Here is a 13146-nt window from a genome sequence, read left to right on the forward strand (position 1 = left end):
GTCGTTCGGCGGCCTAGGCGCAGCGCCGGTTCAGGCCTTCGTCCTCGGCGGCCTGGCAGTGCACGCACAGGCGGGCCGAGGGGTTGGCCTTGAGCCGGGCCACCCCGATCTCCTCGCCGCACTCCTCGCAGATGCCGTAATCGGAATGGGACAGGCGCTTGAGGGCCGCCTCTATCTCGTGGATGCGGGCCACCCGGCGGCGCTGCATGGCCACGGAAAGGCCGTGCTGGGCGAGCTGGGAAGCGAAATCGGTGTCGTCGGGGCAGTTTTCGAGGGCGGTGATGCCGCCGGTCAACTGGCCGTTGATGCTGTGCAGGCCCTGCATGAGGTGGGACCTGATTTCCCTGATCTGGTTCCTGGTCATGATACCTCCGTCCGATTGAGTATGAGTTGATTCTTCCTATTCCCTCCGGGCTGGCCATGGGTGGCGCTTTGGTGACAGGCTTTCGACGTTTTCGTGCATTCCAACCGTTCGAAATCGTGGACTCCCAGGCCAAAGGCCGCTACCATTCACAATGGATGCGAGGGTTGTCTTGAATAACTCTTGAAAAAATCTAGACCAATGAAGAGGCAGACATGAAGTGGCTATATCTTCTTTTCGCCATGGCGGCCGGGGCGATGATGCCGGTCCAGGCGGGCATCAACCTCCGGCTGCGCGGCGCCCTGGGCGATCCGGTCTGGGCCGCGGCCATATCCTTCGGCGTGGGCACTCTGACCCTGCTCGCCTATCTGCTGGCCACGCGCACGCCCATGCCCTCGCTGGGCATGGCCTCCACGGCCCCGGTCTGGGCCTGGACCGGCGGGGCGCTCGGCGCGTTCTTCGTCTTCGCGACCATCGTCCTGGCCGGGCAGATCGGGGCCACGAGCATGATGGCCTGGCTGCTGGTCGGCCAGCTGGTGGCCTCCCTGGCGCTGGACCACTTCGGCGCGGTCGGGTATCAGGTGCATACGGTGTCCTGGCCCCGCGTGTTCGGTGTGTGCCTGCTGCTGGCCGGGGCCGTGCTGGTCAACAAATACTAACCGAGAGAGAACAATGAGCTTCGCCAAGGACCTGGCCACCGTGTGCCGGATGGTCAAGATCGAGCACTCGGTCTTTGCCCTGCCCTTCGCCTACATGGGCGCGTTCCTGGCCGCCGGAGGGTGGCCGGGGTTGTACAACATGGTCGTGCTGACCGTGGCCATGGTGGCCGTGCGTTCGTTCGCCATGGCCTTCAACCGCTACGCCGACCTGGACATCGACCGCGAGAACCCGCGCACCCAGAAGCGCGAGCTGGTCACGGGCGAGCTGTCCACCCGGTTCACCCTGGTCTTCATCGGGGCCACGGCCCTGGTCTTCGTGGCCGCCTGCGCGCTGATGAACTCGCTCTGCCTGCTGCTTTCGCCCGTGGCCCTGGTCATGGCCGCGTCCTACAGCTTCTGCAAGCGGTTCACCTACTGGTGCCACTTCGTGCTCGGCTCGGTCCTGGGGCTGGCCCCGGTGGCGGGCTGGATCTGCGTGACCCCGTCCATTTCCCTGCCCTCGGTCCTGCTGTTCTGCGGCGTGACCCTGTGGGTGGCCGGGTTCGACCTGCTCTACGCCAGCCAGGACGCGGACTTCGACCGGGGCCGGGGGCTGTGGTCCATTCCGGCCCGGCTGGGCATCCCGGCGGCCCTGTTCATCTCCACCCTGAGCCATGTGGTGGCCGCCGCCTTCTTCCTGCTGGCCGGCTGGGCCGCGCAGCTCGGCGCGGTCTACTTCGCGGTGGCCGCGCTCACGGGCGCGACCCTCATGGCCGAGCACCTGCTGGTCAAGGCGGACGACATGGGCCGCGTGAACGTGGCCTTCTTCGCCATGAACGGGGTCATCTCCGTGGTCCTGTTCGCGGCCACGGTCATTGATCTGGCGGCCCGGGGCTGATAGTCTCGGCCCCGAGGTTCCCCATGGAAGAACAGCTTTCGCCGGTCATGGCCAAGATAACCGAGATTCTCCTTTTCCTGGAGAACTGGCTGCATGCCAACGTGCTGACCTGGCGCACGGCGGCCCAGTGGCTATGCGCGCTGGGGGCTCTGCTGCTTTCCCTGGCCGTGTGGCGCGTGATCCGGCCCCGGCTGGAGCGCTGGCGCTTCGCCCACGTGCAGAACACACTGGGCCGGGGAGCGCTCTACGTCGTCATCCAGACCGGCGGGCTGGTCCTGTTCATCCTCCTGGCCCAGATGGCGGCCGGGGTCTTCGAGTTCCTGGAGTACCGGCCGTGGGTCCTGGACGCGCTCAGCCAGCTGACCGTGGCGGGCATCGCCATCCGGCTGCTGGCCCTGACCATGCCCAACAAGGGGCTGGCCCGGAGTACGGCCACCGTGGTCTGGATCTTTGTCGGCCTGCACATCCTCGGCCTGCTCACCCCGTTCACCAATTTCCTGCAGAACCTGTCGTTCTCCATGGGCGAGACCAAGTTCACGGCTCTGGGCGCGGTCAAGGGGCTGATCCTGGCCGTCATCTTCCTGCAGGCCGCGGTCATGCTCTCCAGGTTCGCGGTGGGCCGCATCGGCAACATGCGCGACGTCTCGCCCTCGGTCCAGGTCCTGCTCGGCAAGACGGTCAAGGTCGCGCTGTTCACCATCGCCATCCTCATGGCCCTGTCCAGCGTGGGCATCGACCTGACCAGCCTGGCCATCTTCTCCAGCGCGCTCGGCGTGGGCATCGGCTTCGGGTTGCAGACGATCATCTCCAACTATGTGGCCGGGATCATTCTGCTCATGGACCGGTCCATCAAGCCGGGCGACACCATCGAGGTGGGCGGCGTGTTCGGCGTGGTCAGCGGGGTGTACGGCCGCTTCTCGTCGGTCAAGACCCGCGACGGCAAGGAATACCTGATCCCCAACGAGCACTTCGTGACCAACGAGGTCATCAACTGGACCTACTCGGACACCAACATCCGGCTCAAGATACCGGTGGGCATCGCCTACGAGTCGGACGTGGACAAGGCCCTGCGCCTCATGGAAGAGGCCCCCAAGGGCATGAAGCGCATCCTGACCTCGCCCGAGCCCAGAGCCATGCTCATCGAGTTCGGCGACAGCTCGGTCAACCTGGAGCTGCGGGCCTGGATCGCGGACACCAACGACGGGGTGACCAACATCAAGAGCGACGTGCTCAAGCGCATCTGGGACCTGTTCCACGAAAACGGCGTCACCTTCCCGTTCCCGCAGCGGGACGTGCTCCTCAAGCCCGGCTCGGCCCTGGCCGTGACCGTGGACCGGGGCCAGCCGTCCGAGGGTGCCGAAGCCCCGGGCGAACCCGCCGCAACCCCCAAAGAGTAGCCCGTGCGCGTCCTGACCGCCGTCCTCATCGTCCTCGCCCTGTTGGCCCTGTGGGACGTGGGCTGGTGGCTGGCGGGCGTGCGCCCCATGTCGCCATGGGCCCTGAAGGCGGCCCTGAAAGCGGACGGTCCGCCAACCGTCATCGACGTGCGCACCCCGGCGGAATACGATTTCTTCCACATCCCCGGCGCGGTCAACGTGCCGTATCCGGCCACCCTGAACGAGCTGGCCCTGGCCGCGCCCGACCCGAGCAAGCCCGTGGTCGTGGTCTGCATGACCGGGCACCGCTCCCCGCCCACGGTCCGGCAGATGCAGCAAGGCGGGTACACCGACGTGCGCAACCTGACCGGCGGCATGGCCGTGTGGAAGCTCTTCGGCGGGGAGACGGTCTCGCCATGATCGAGGGGCTCAGCCACATCACCTTCATCGTCCGCGACCTGGACCGCATGGAAGCGTTTCTGCGGGCCGTTTTCGGGGCCGAACGGGTCTATGACAGCGGCCCGGACACGCACTCCCTGTCCCGCGAGCGGTTCTTTGTCATCGGCGGGGTCTGGGTGGCGGTCATGCAGGGCGATCCGCTCGGCGAGCGGACATACAACCACGTGGCCTTCCAGATTCCGGACAGCGAGTTCGCGGACTACGAGCGCCGCGTCCGGGAGTACGGCGTCGAGGTCCGCGCGGGCCGCTCCCGCGTGGACGGGGAAGGGCGCTCCCTCTACTTCCACGATCACGACAACCACCTCTTCGAACTGCACACCGGCACCCTGGCCGACCGGCTGGCCGCCTATGCGCAGCCGGAATCAACACCCTGACGAGGCATGCCATGAAGACCTTTCCCTTTCCCGGCTACGAACCGCTGCTGCCCGACATCGTCCGGGCCGAGAACTGCTCCCTGTACGACGCCGGGGGCAACCGCTACGTGGACCTGGAGTCCGGCGTGTGGTGCACTTCGGTGGGCCACGGCAATCCGGCGGTGAAGCGGGCCCTGGTCGAACAGTTGGAGTCCGTAGCCCACGTGGGGTTCAACTACGGCTCCGGCGTGGTCGAGGAGGCGGCCGGGGCGGTTCAGGAACTGCTCGGCCATGAGGGCGGGCGGTGCGCCTTTCTCTGTTCGGGCAGCGAGGCCGTGGAGTACGGGATGCGCGTCATGCGCTGCGTGCTGGATGGGGCCGCGGTGATGACCTTGGGCGATTCCTATTGCGGGGCCTACGGCGACGCGGCCCGACGCAGGGAAGGGTGGTTCGTGTTCGACTGGTTCGATTGCGACGGGTGCGGGCGGCAGGCGTGTTCCCCCGACTGCGACCGGTGGGCGTCCATCCCCTTTGACGACATAGGCGGCTTTCTCTTCGAGCCGGGCAGCTCGTCCGGCCTGGTCCGCTTCCCGCCCGCGCAATTCATCGAGTCCATCGCCCGGACCCTGTCGGCCAAGGGCGGCCTGTTCATGGTCAACGAGGTGACCACCGGCATGGGGCGCACGGGCAAGTGGTTCGGCTATCAGCACTATGCCGTGCAGCCGGATATCGCGGCCCTGGGCAAGGGCGTGGGCAACGGCTATCCCGTGTCGGTCGCGTCTCTGAGCGCGGGCGTGGCCGGTCGGCTGGGCAATGCGCCCATCCCCTACGGCCAGTCCCACCTCAACGATCCCCTGGGCACGTCCGTGGTCCGGGCCGTGGTGGGCGAGATCAGGGAACGGGGCCTCATCGAACGGGCCGGATACCTGTCGGATATACTGCTCCCCGGATTACGGGCCATCGCCGAGGCCGTCCCGCGCGGCATCGCGGTGCGCGGGCGCGGGCTCATGGCGGTCATGGACCTGGACATGGACCCTGCGGACGCGGCCGAGCTGCATCGGGAGCTGGTCCGTTCCGGCTTTGTCTGCGGCCTGCGGCCAGGGACCTGCGTGCTCCGCCTGGACCCGGCCATGACCATCGCCGAGCCGGATCTGCGCGCTTTCCTCCACTCCCTCTATCCTCTCGTGGCCTGACCCCCGCTCTCGGGCGGTTCCGCATTTTATCTTGACACTCAAACTAAACCACGCTTAGAAGGTTTGAAAATCAAACTATACACACTTCAAACAAGCTGGACGGAACATGCAATTCGATTCCATATTCTGGGTGGCCCTGCAGTCGAGCGTGCTGCTCGGGCTGGTGCACGGGATCAACCCGTGCGGCCATTCCTGGCTGGTCCTGGCCCCGTTCGTGTACGGCGAGAAGCGCGGCGGGCGGGTCCTGGCCCTGACCCTGTCGTTTATCGCCGGGACCACCCTGGCCTGCCTGCTCATCGGGCTGACGCTGGGCTCGGTCTCCCTGGCCATCCCCAAGTCCATCACCCTGTACGTGGATGTGGCCACCTTCGCGGTCCTGTTCGTGCTGGGGCTGATCCTGATCGTTCGGCCGCACCTGCTGCACAGCCATGACCACGACCATGACCACCACGGGCACTCCCACGATCACGATCACGATCACGACCACGGACATGGTCACGTCCATGAGCATGCGCACGCCCTCGAGCATGAACACGGCCACGCCCATGCCCACGAAGATCACGGGGAGCAGGGCCATGATCACGATCATCACCACCACGACCACGATCATCACGGCCCCGCCTGCGCGGGGCACGGATGCAGGCCCGCCGCCCGGACCATGACCGTCTGGGGGCTGTTCACCATCGGGTTCGTGAACATGATCGTGCCCTGTCCGACCGTGGCGCTCATGTATACATATGCACTGGACTCGGGCAGCGTGCTCAAGGGCACGGCGGTCTTCGGGGTCTATGCCGTGGCCACCGCGCTGACGCTGGGCGCGGTCATCTTCGCCATCTACAAGGCCGCCGGACTGATGCGCACCCTGACCCAGGAGTGGATCGAGCCGTTGGTCATGCGCACGGCCGGGGTCATGACCATCGTGTTCGGGGCCTACAGCCTGTACACGTCCATCTAGAGGGAGGGGACATGGTCGGCAGAATCAACCACGCCATCGTGGAGTTTTTCGAGAAGCTCTCGTCCTGGGAGCACGACGTGGTCCGCGAAAAGGGCATGACCCTGCCGCAGATGCACACCCTGGAGGTGCTCGGCATCCACGGGGCCATGCGCATGAAGGAGCTGGCCGAGGCCATGGGCATCACCACCGGCACCCTGACCGTGTTGGTGGACCGCCTCGAGGACAAGGGCTGCGTGCGCCGCGTGCCCCACGACACGGACCGCCGGTCCATCAACGTGGAGCTCACGGACCAGGGCAGGGCGCTCTTCGAGGAGCACGACCGCCTCCACCTGCGCCTGACCGAGGAGTTGACGGCCGCCTGCCCGCCCGAGGACCGTGAGGCGCTGTTGCGCTGCCTGACGTCCATGAACGCGCAGTTCTAGGCCGCCCGCCCCGGCCCGCGCGCCTCCCGCCCATCAGGCATCCTGATGGGCGCGCCATTGACCGCCGGGGCCGCCTGCCTTACTTTCTCCAACATGAGCGAATATATCGACCAGATCGAGACCGGCGAGTCCGTGGGACTGGTGGAGAAGCGGTTCTTCACCTTCGGCGCGGACGAGCCGCTGGTGCTCGAATCCGGGCGCAGGCTCGGGCCGGTCACCCTGGCCTATGAGACCTGCGGCACCCTGAACGCGGACAGGACCAACGCCATCCTGGTCTGCCACGCCCTGACCGGCGACTCCCACGTGGCCGGGTTCTACGATCCGGACGACCCCAAGCCGGGCTGGTGGGACCTCATGGTCGGGCCGGGCAAGCCCATCGACACGAACAAGTATTTCGTCATCTGCTCCAACGTCATCGGCGGGTGCATGGGCTCCACCGGGCCCTCCTGCGAGAACCCCGAGACGGGCAAGCCGTTCGGCGCGGCCTTCCCGGTGGTGACCATCGGCGACATGGTCCGCGCCCAGCGCCGCCTTGTGGACTCGTTCGGCATCGACACGCTGCTGGCCGTGGTCGGCGGGTCCGTGGGCGGCATGCAGGTCCTGGAATGGTCCGTGCGCTACCCGCACCGGGTGCACGCGGCCATCCCGCTCGCCACCACCACCAAGCACTCGGCCCAGGCCATCGCCTTCAACGAGGTCGCCCGCCAGGCGATCATGGCCGACCCCAAGTGGAACCGGGGCGATTACTACGAATCCGGCCGCCCGGAGCACGGGTTGGCCGTGGCCCGCATGGTCGGGCACATCACCTACCTGTCCGACGAGTCCATGCGCCACAAGTTCGACCGCAGGCTCCAGGACCGCGTGGAGCTGTCCTTCGACTTCGAGGCCGACTTCCAGGTGGAGAGCTACCTGCGCTACCAGGGCAACAAGTTCGTGGACCGCTTCGACGCCAACTCGTTCCTCTACCTGACCAAGGCCGCCGACTATTTCAACCTGGAGAACCACTACGGCGACGGCTCCCTGGTGGCCGCCTTTTCGCGCGCCTCCTGCCGCTACCTGGTGGTCTCCTTCACCTCGGACTGGCTCTACCCGACCTACCAGTCCAAGACCATGGTCAAGGCCATGAAAAAGAACAGCCTGGACGTCTCGTTCTGCGAGATCGAGGCCCCGTGGGGACACGACGCCTTCCTGTTGCCCAACACGCGGCTCTCCGACCTGCTCTCCGGGTTTTTGAACAAGGTCTGCCTGTACTGCCGCATCGGAGACGCCGCATGAGATTCGACCTCCAAGTCATCGCCTCCTGGATAGAGCCGGGCAGCCGCGTCCTCGACCTCGGCTGCCGCACCGGTTCGCTGCTGGCCCACCTGACCGAGAAGAAGTCCATCCTGGGCACCGGCATCGAGATCGACGAGGAGGCCGCCGGGCAGGCCATCGCCAAGGGGTTGTCCGTCATCCACGGCGACATCTACGAGGAGATCGAGGACTACCCGGACAACGCGTTCGACTACGTCATCCTGTCCCAGGCCCTGATGCAGGTCCTGGACCCCGAGATGCTGATCCGCGAGATGCTCCGCGTGGGGCGGCTGGGCGTGGTCTCGTTCCCGAACTTCACCCACTACCGGAACCGGCTCCAGATGCTCTTCACCGGGCGCGCGCCCATGTCCAAAGAGCTGCCCTACGAGTGGTACAACACGCCCAACATCCGGGTCATTCCGATCATCGACTTCCGCCGCTTCTGCAAGCACCTGGGCGTGCCCATCGTCAAGGAGGTGGCCATCTCCACCCACCACCACGACGAGCAGGGCAAGGTCATCACCTTCCTGCCCAACCTGTTCGCCACCTTCGGCATATTCATGCTCGGCCAGGCGCGGCGGACCGGGGCGGACTAAGGCCCGGCCCGACTTTCGGCACGAAAAGTCCCCGCCATACGTCCGTATGGCGGGGGCTTTCCCCTTCCGAGTATCTCCGCCCGGCGCTCACGGCTGGACGCTGGCCAGGATGTGGTCCACGAACAGCCGGACCCGCTGGGGCAGCTGGCTGGACCCCATGACCAGGTGCACGTCGTGCGCGAACCCGCCGCTCCAGTCCGGGAGCACCCGGACCAGCCGCCCGGCCTTTTCGTCCTCTTCGGCCCGTTCCTTCCGGATCAGGGTGACGCCGTGCCCGGCCAGGGCGAAATCCCGGCACATCTCCACGGAGCTGAAGGTGTATTGGGGAGTCACCTCCACGGTCACCTGGCGCTGGCCGTTGTGCATGGGCCAGCGCCGCCCGAACCGCTGGAGCACGATGCACGGCAGGCGGTCCAGGTCATGGGGCTCCCCGGGCACGGGGTAGCGCTCGAACAGCGCGGGCGAGGCGTAGAGATACGGCTCCACGGTAAGCAGCTTCCGGGCCACCAGCGACGGCGCGATGGACGAGCCGATGAGGACGGCCACGTCATAGGGATCGGTGCGCATGTCCACCGGGTGCTCCGCGAAGGACAGCTCCATCTGGATGTCGGGCCACTTGGCCGCGAAGTCCAGCAGGGCGTCCTTGAGCAGGTGCTCGTAGGTGTCCTGGAACATGCAGATGCGGATCAGCCCGGACGGGTTCTGCATGTTCCCGACCACGGCCTCGTAAGTCTTGTTCACCTCGTCGAGGATGTAGCCGCAGCGGTCCAGGAGATACGCCCCGTTGTCCGTGGGTTCCACGTTGCGCGTGTCCCGATAGAAGAGCAGCACGCCCATGCGCTCTTCGAGCAGCTTGATGCGCCGGGACAGGGTCGAAACACCGATACCCAGTATTTCCGCCGCCTTGGTGAAGCTCTTCTGTCTGGCGACCTCCACCAGCAACGGAACGTCGGAAAGGAAATCCTGCATGATTATGCCCACCCATGGAATAGAGTTTTCCGTGCAGCCCATTTATTTTATACACGGGCATGGTATGGAAGGGCATGTCGAATGGCAACATTCCCGCGCGCCAGCGGGTCACGGACGTACAACCACGGGAGTTGGATATGACGATGCAATCCATACAGGACGGCACGGCCGCATTTTTGGAGTATCTGGGACTGGGCGAGGAGCCCTTCGGCGTCCACTACGCCGACACCTTGCCGGAAAACGCCTATGGTCCGAAAAAGGGCGCACCCATTTCACGCGAGCTGGAGGACAGGCATGAACTGGATATGCAGGAGGTCATGAAGTGTTTCTCCTGCGTCATGGGCAACATCTGGCTGGCCCGCAAGAAGGGCGGGGCCGCGTTCATCTCCGCCGAGGAGTATGGCTGTTTCGGCGGCGTGTACTATTCCGGCATGTTGAAGCCCCATCTGCGGTTCATTGAGCATTACGTGTCCACCGGCTTCGAGGGCACCCCGCTTCAGGGGGAACGGTACATGCCCAACCCGGACGCCATGCGCGATTTTCTGCTCGCGGTGGAGCCCCCCCAGGCTCCCGGCAAGTACTGCGTCTTCAAGCCGCTCTCCCGGTTCAAGGACGGCGAGGAGCCCGAATTCGTCATCTACTTCGCCCGGCCCGAGGTCCTGACCGGTCTGCACACCCAGGCGAGCTTCGCCACCGGCGACATGAACTGCGTGGTCTCGCCGTTCGGCGCGGGCTGCACCAACATGATCGGCTGGCCGCTCTACTACAGGGAAAAGGGGCTGGAAAAGGCCGTCATCGGCGGTTTCGACCCCTCGGCCCGGAAGTTCATGAAGACCGACGAGCTGACCTTCACGGTCTCCCTGAACCTCTACGAGAAGATGCTGGCCGCCCTGCCCGAATCCATGTTCACCCACGAAACCGATTGGAAGAGCGTGCGCAAGAAGGTCGAGCGCAGCGCCAAGGCGTGGGGCGAGGCCGAGTCCTGAGAACGGGTATGCCGGTGATTGCGCCGGACGGCTGCGGTTATCGTGGGGGAATTGACAAACTAGCTGGGCGCGGCGATCAAGGCCGCGCCCTTTTCCTGCCCGGCTATTCGCCGCAGGGCACGCCGTGGGACTTGTAGATCTCGCCCAGGTCGCGGATGAGCTTCTTGTTGTTGAAGACCGCGTGGGCGCGTTCGACCGCCGCCGGGATGATCTCGCGGCGCAGGCCGTCGTCGGTCAGGGCGCGGCGGATGATCTCGGCCAGCCCGTCCGGGTCGTTGGACGGGCAGAGCAGGCCGGTCCGTTCGTGGTCCACCAGCTCGGGCACGCCGGACACGTCGGTGGCGGCCACGGGCACGCCGGTGGCCATGGCCTCGGCGACCACGTTGGGGATGCCGTCGCGGTCGCCGTCAGCGGCCTCGCGACAGCCCAGGGTGAAGCAGTCCGCGTGGTTCAGCAGCTCGATGACCTCGTCGTGGGTGATGGTCCCGGGCAGGGTGGTCACGTCCTCCAGTCCGAGTTTGCGCACCAAGTCTTTGATTTTGCGATTGAACTTCGCCTTGCCCTCGCCGACCAGGGTGTAGTGGAAGTCGAGCCCCTGCTCGCGCAGTCTGGCCAGGGCCTGGAGCACGGTGTCCAGCCCCTTCTTCTCCACGAACCGGGCCACGGTCAGGATCTTGTAGGGCGGCCTGGCCTCGGGCGGGCGGCCGTTGGGCGAGAAGAGGTCGAGGTTGATGCCGTGGTACACGCAGTGGATGGGCTTGCCGCCCGCCACGTGGCCGCGCAGGTACTGTTCGTTGTACCGGGTGCAGGTGACCACGAACTCGGCCCGTTCCACCTTGTCCCGGATGCGCTCCGGGTCCTGGGTGTAGATGTCCTTGGCGTGGGCCGTGAAGGAAAAGGGCACGCAGGCGAGCTTGGCGGCGTACATGGTCACCGTGGTCGGGGTGTGGGCGAAGTGGCCGTGCAGGTGGGCCAGGTTCACGCCGTCGTCGATGACCGACTTCTGGACGATGTAGCCCGCCTGGAGCATGTGCTTGATCCAGGTGTGCTTCTTGGGCGCGAGCCTGAACCGCTTCTTCATCAGCTTGAGGCACTCGCGGTAGCGGCCGGGCATGCGCAGGAACAGGCGGACGTTGTGGTAGACGAGCCGGGGCAGCCCCCAGAACATGGATTCGGGCAGGTAGGTGACCCTGGCCTTGATCCGTTTGATGGATTCGTGGGTGAAATTCTCGCGCGGGGCGCGCATGGAATAGATGTGGATGGTGAAGCCCATCTCCTCGAGCAGGCGGATCTCGTTGGAGATGAAGGTTTCGGAAATGCGCGGATACCCCTTGAGCACCATGCCCAGGGTCTTCTTGCCGGAAGGTGCGGACATCAGCAGTTCTCGCGGAAGTATTGCAGGCGTTCGCGCATGACCTTGAGCCCGGTCATGGCAAAGGAGCTCAGGGCCGAGGTGTAGGGCGAGGGATCGTCGAGCAGGGCGTTGATCTTCTCGCGCATGGTCTCGGGCGAGACGTCGCCCCAGCGGATGTAGTCGCACAGCCCCTGCCCCTTGAACACCCGGGCGCGGATGAGCTGCTCCATGCGCGGGTTGTCGCGGGGGATGATCAGGGCGGGCTTCTTCAGGGAGAGGATCTCGCACATGGTGTTGTAGCCGCCCATGGAGACCACCAGGTCGGATTTGGCCATCCGTTTTTCCATGTTGCGCACGAACGGCTTGATCTGGACCTTGAGGGCGCGGGCGCGGTCGGCCAGCTCGTCGAGCCGTTCCGGGGAGAGGAACGGGCCGGTGATCATCAGGGTCTTGAAGTCCACGGTGCCGTTGGTCTCGAGCATCTTGAGGTAGGTGTCGAGCACGGTGTAACCGTCACCGCCGCCGCCGATGGTGACCATGACCTGCTTGTGCTTGCGCTTGGTCTTGCGGGAGCGGGGAATGAAGCGCGGGATGTAGCCAGTGAACACGGTCTTGGCCGCGATGTCCTCGGGAAAGGCGTACTCGGTGATGGGATCGTACATGGACTTGGTCCCGTAGACCCATATCTCGGAGTAGAGGTCGCGCAGGACCTCGGGAAATTTCTTGCGCTTCCAGTCGGCGCGGGTGGACTCGGCGTCGTCCAGGATGTCGCGCAGGCCCAGCACCACGCGGGAGCAGGGCAGGTTCTTGCGCATCCACTTGAGCGTCGGCAGGACCTCGCCCTTGAGCCCGGTGGGGACCTTGTCCACGATGAGCAGGTCGGGCTTGAAGCTCTTGGCCGTGGCCGAGATGATCTTGGTCCGGATGGAGATGGCGATCTTGGGGTCGACCTTGATGGAGTGGGGCACGTAGACCACGTTGGTCTTCTTGATCATGCCCGGGATGCGCACGAAATCGATGCCGCGCGGCATGGTGTACCGGCCCACGATGGGCGATCCGGTGACGATGAGGATGTTCACCTCGGGCCCGACCAGGTTTCTGGCGATGGCCATTGTGCGGCGGATGTGCCCCAGACCGTAGGTGTCGTGGGAGTACATCAGGATGTTGTAGGCTTTCGATTCCATGGATATCCGTGGGTCACAAAAAAAGCCGGACAGCTCATTTTCTCCGGCAACCACCATACATTATAGGCTTGTGCGCCTTCTGTCCAGAACCGGTCGGGGGTAATCCGGG

The 13146-nt window shown here is 65.4% G+C and carries 15 protein-coding genes; 11 read left to right on the top strand and 4 right to left on the bottom strand.

Annotation, left to right across the window (positions count from 1 at the left end):
- Positions 1-13: 13 nt before the first annotated feature.
- On the bottom strand, positions 14-364 hold the full coding sequence (locus tag ACR42D_RS00895) for a TraR/DksA family transcriptional regulator (RefSeq protein WP_484564994.1): 351 nt from the start codon (positions 362-364) through the stop codon (positions 14-16).
- A 212-nt stretch (positions 365-576) separates the two neighbouring features.
- Here ACR42D_RS00895 and ACR42D_RS00900 point away from each other — a divergent pair, with 212 nt between their 5' ends.
- The 10 genes from ACR42D_RS00900 to metW all read left to right on the top strand — a co-directional run bounded on the left by ACR42D_RS00900 (position 577) and on the right by metW (position 8544).
- The gene (locus tag ACR42D_RS00900) at positions 577-1020 is read left to right on the top strand and encodes a DMT family transporter (RefSeq protein WP_484564995.1); all 444 of its coding nucleotides are present in this window, start codon (positions 577-579) and stop codon (positions 1018-1020) included.
- Between the two features lie 13 nt (positions 1021-1033).
- A complete protein-coding gene (locus tag ACR42D_RS00905) occupies positions 1034-1897 on the top strand; it encodes a UbiA-like polyprenyltransferase (RefSeq protein WP_484564996.1) in 864 nt (287 codons plus the stop codon).
- A 23-nt stretch (positions 1898-1920) separates the two neighbouring features.
- Positions 1921-3294, top strand: coding sequence for a mechanosensitive ion channel family protein (locus tag ACR42D_RS00910; RefSeq protein ID WP_484564997.1), 1374 nt, complete (start codon positions 1921-1923; stop codon positions 3292-3294).
- 3 nt (positions 3295-3297) lie between these two features.
- Positions 3298-3693 (top strand): rhodanese-like domain-containing protein, encoded by a 396-nt coding sequence (locus ACR42D_RS00915; RefSeq protein ID WP_484564998.1) that lies wholly within the window; start codon positions 3298-3300, stop codon positions 3691-3693.
- Positions 3690-4106: a FosX/FosE/FosI family fosfomycin resistance hydrolase gene (gene fosX, locus ACR42D_RS00920; protein WP_484564999.1), complete on the top strand. Its 417-nt coding sequence runs from the start codon at positions 3690-3692 to the stop codon at positions 4104-4106. Before ACR42D_RS00915 ends, fosX begins: the two co-directional genes overlap by 4 nt.
- 11 nt (positions 4107-4117) lie before the next feature.
- Positions 4118-5278 carry an aminotransferase class III-fold pyridoxal phosphate-dependent enzyme gene (locus ACR42D_RS00925; protein ID WP_484565000.1) on the top strand — a complete coding sequence of 387 codons (1161 nt, stop codon included), beginning with the start codon at positions 4118-4120 and terminating at the stop codon, positions 5276-5278.
- Between the two features lie 106 nt (positions 5279-5384).
- The gene (locus ACR42D_RS00930; RefSeq protein WP_484565001.1) at positions 5385-6233 is read left to right on the top strand and encodes a sulfite exporter TauE/SafE family protein; all 849 of its coding nucleotides are present in this window, start codon (positions 5385-5387) and stop codon (positions 6231-6233) included.
- Between the two features lie 11 nt (positions 6234-6244).
- Complete coding sequence (locus tag ACR42D_RS00935; RefSeq protein WP_484565002.1) at positions 6245-6655, top strand: MarR family winged helix-turn-helix transcriptional regulator; 411 nt, start codon at positions 6245-6247, stop codon at positions 6653-6655.
- A gap of 93 nt (positions 6656-6748) precedes the next feature.
- Entirely contained in the window at positions 6749-7930 is a 1182-nt protein-coding gene (gene metX / locus ACR42D_RS00940; RefSeq protein WP_484568429.1) for a homoserine O-acetyltransferase MetX, read from the top strand.
- Entirely contained in the window at positions 7927-8544 is a 618-nt protein-coding gene (gene metW, locus ACR42D_RS00945; protein WP_484565003.1) for a methionine biosynthesis protein MetW, read from the top strand. The genes metX and metW overlap by 4 nt, the downstream gene beginning before the upstream one ends.
- An 87-nt stretch (positions 8545-8631) precedes the next feature.
- Here metW and ACR42D_RS00950 read toward each other — a convergent pair whose 3' ends face one another.
- Positions 8632-9513, bottom strand: a complete 882-nt coding sequence (locus ACR42D_RS00950) for a LysR family transcriptional regulator (protein WP_484565004.1) — start codon at positions 9511-9513, stop codon at positions 8632-8634.
- 137 nt (positions 9514-9650) lie between these two features.
- Here ACR42D_RS00950 and ACR42D_RS00955 point away from each other — a divergent pair, with 137 nt between their 5' ends.
- Positions 9651-10499, top strand: a complete 849-nt coding sequence (locus ACR42D_RS00955) for a DUF169 domain-containing protein (RefSeq protein ID WP_484565005.1) — start codon at positions 9651-9653, stop codon at positions 10497-10499.
- Positions 10500-10602: 103 nt separating this feature from the next.
- Here ACR42D_RS00955 and ACR42D_RS00960 read toward each other — a convergent pair whose 3' ends face one another.
- Positions 10603-11874, bottom strand: coding sequence for a glycosyltransferase (locus tag ACR42D_RS00960; RefSeq protein ID WP_484565006.1), 1272 nt, complete (start codon positions 11872-11874; stop codon positions 10603-10605).
- A complete protein-coding gene (locus tag ACR42D_RS00965; protein ID WP_484565007.1) occupies positions 11874-13037 on the bottom strand; it encodes a glycosyltransferase family protein in 1164 nt (387 codons plus the stop codon). Before ACR42D_RS00965 ends, ACR42D_RS00960 begins: the two co-directional genes overlap by 1 nt.
- Positions 13038-13146: the final 109 nt, after the last annotated feature.

The organism is Pseudodesulfovibrio sp. lm2024, from assembly GCF_051175575.1.
Lineage (GTDB): Bacteria > Desulfobacterota > Desulfovibrionia > Desulfovibrionales > Desulfovibrionaceae > Pseudodesulfovibrio > Pseudodesulfovibrio caledoniensis.

Bases quoted from the DNA above. Each gene is read 5' to 3' on its own strand.
- ACR42D_RS00950 (WP_484565004.1), bottom strand. From the start codon at position 9,513: ATGCAGGATTTCCTTTCCGACGTTCCGTTGCTGGTGGAGGTCGCCAGA.
- ACR42D_RS00965 (WP_484565007.1), bottom strand. From the start codon at position 13,037: ATGGAATCGAAAGCCTACAACATCCTGATGTACTCCCACGACACCTAC.
- ACR42D_RS00935 (WP_484565002.1), top strand. From the start codon at position 6,245: ATGGTCGGCAGAATCAACCACGCCATCGTGGAGTTTTTCGAGAAGCTC.
- ACR42D_RS00895 (WP_484564994.1), bottom strand. From the start codon at position 364: ATGACCAGGAACCAGATCAGGGAAATCAGGTCCCACCTCATGCAGGGC.
- ACR42D_RS00905 (WP_484564996.1), top strand. From the start codon at position 1,034: ATGAGCTTCGCCAAGGACCTGGCCACCGTGTGCCGGATGGTCAAGATC.
- ACR42D_RS00925 (WP_484565000.1), top strand. From the start codon at position 4,118: ATGAAGACCTTTCCCTTTCCCGGCTACGAACCGCTGCTGCCCGACATC.
- ACR42D_RS00900 (WP_484564995.1), top strand. From the start codon at position 577: ATGAAGTGGCTATATCTTCTTTTCGCCATGGCGGCCGGGGCGATGATG.
- metW (WP_484565003.1), top strand. From the start codon at position 7,927: ATGAGATTCGACCTCCAAGTCATCGCCTCCTGGATAGAGCCGGGCAGC.
- ACR42D_RS00910 (WP_484564997.1), top strand. From the start codon at position 1,921: ATGGAAGAACAGCTTTCGCCGGTCATGGCCAAGATAACCGAGATTCTC.
- ACR42D_RS00955 (WP_484565005.1), top strand. From the start codon at position 9,651: ATGACGATGCAATCCATACAGGACGGCACGGCCGCATTTTTGGAGTAT.
- metX (WP_484568429.1), top strand. From the start codon at position 6,749: ATGAGCGAATATATCGACCAGATCGAGACCGGCGAGTCCGTGGGACTG.
- ACR42D_RS00930 (WP_484565001.1), top strand. From the start codon at position 5,385: ATGCAATTCGATTCCATATTCTGGGTGGCCCTGCAGTCGAGCGTGCTG.
- fosX (WP_484564999.1), top strand. From the start codon at position 3,690: ATGATCGAGGGGCTCAGCCACATCACCTTCATCGTCCGCGACCTGGAC.
- ACR42D_RS00960 (WP_484565006.1), bottom strand. From the start codon at position 11,874: ATGTCCGCACCTTCCGGCAAGAAGACCCTGGGCATGGTGCTCAAGGGG.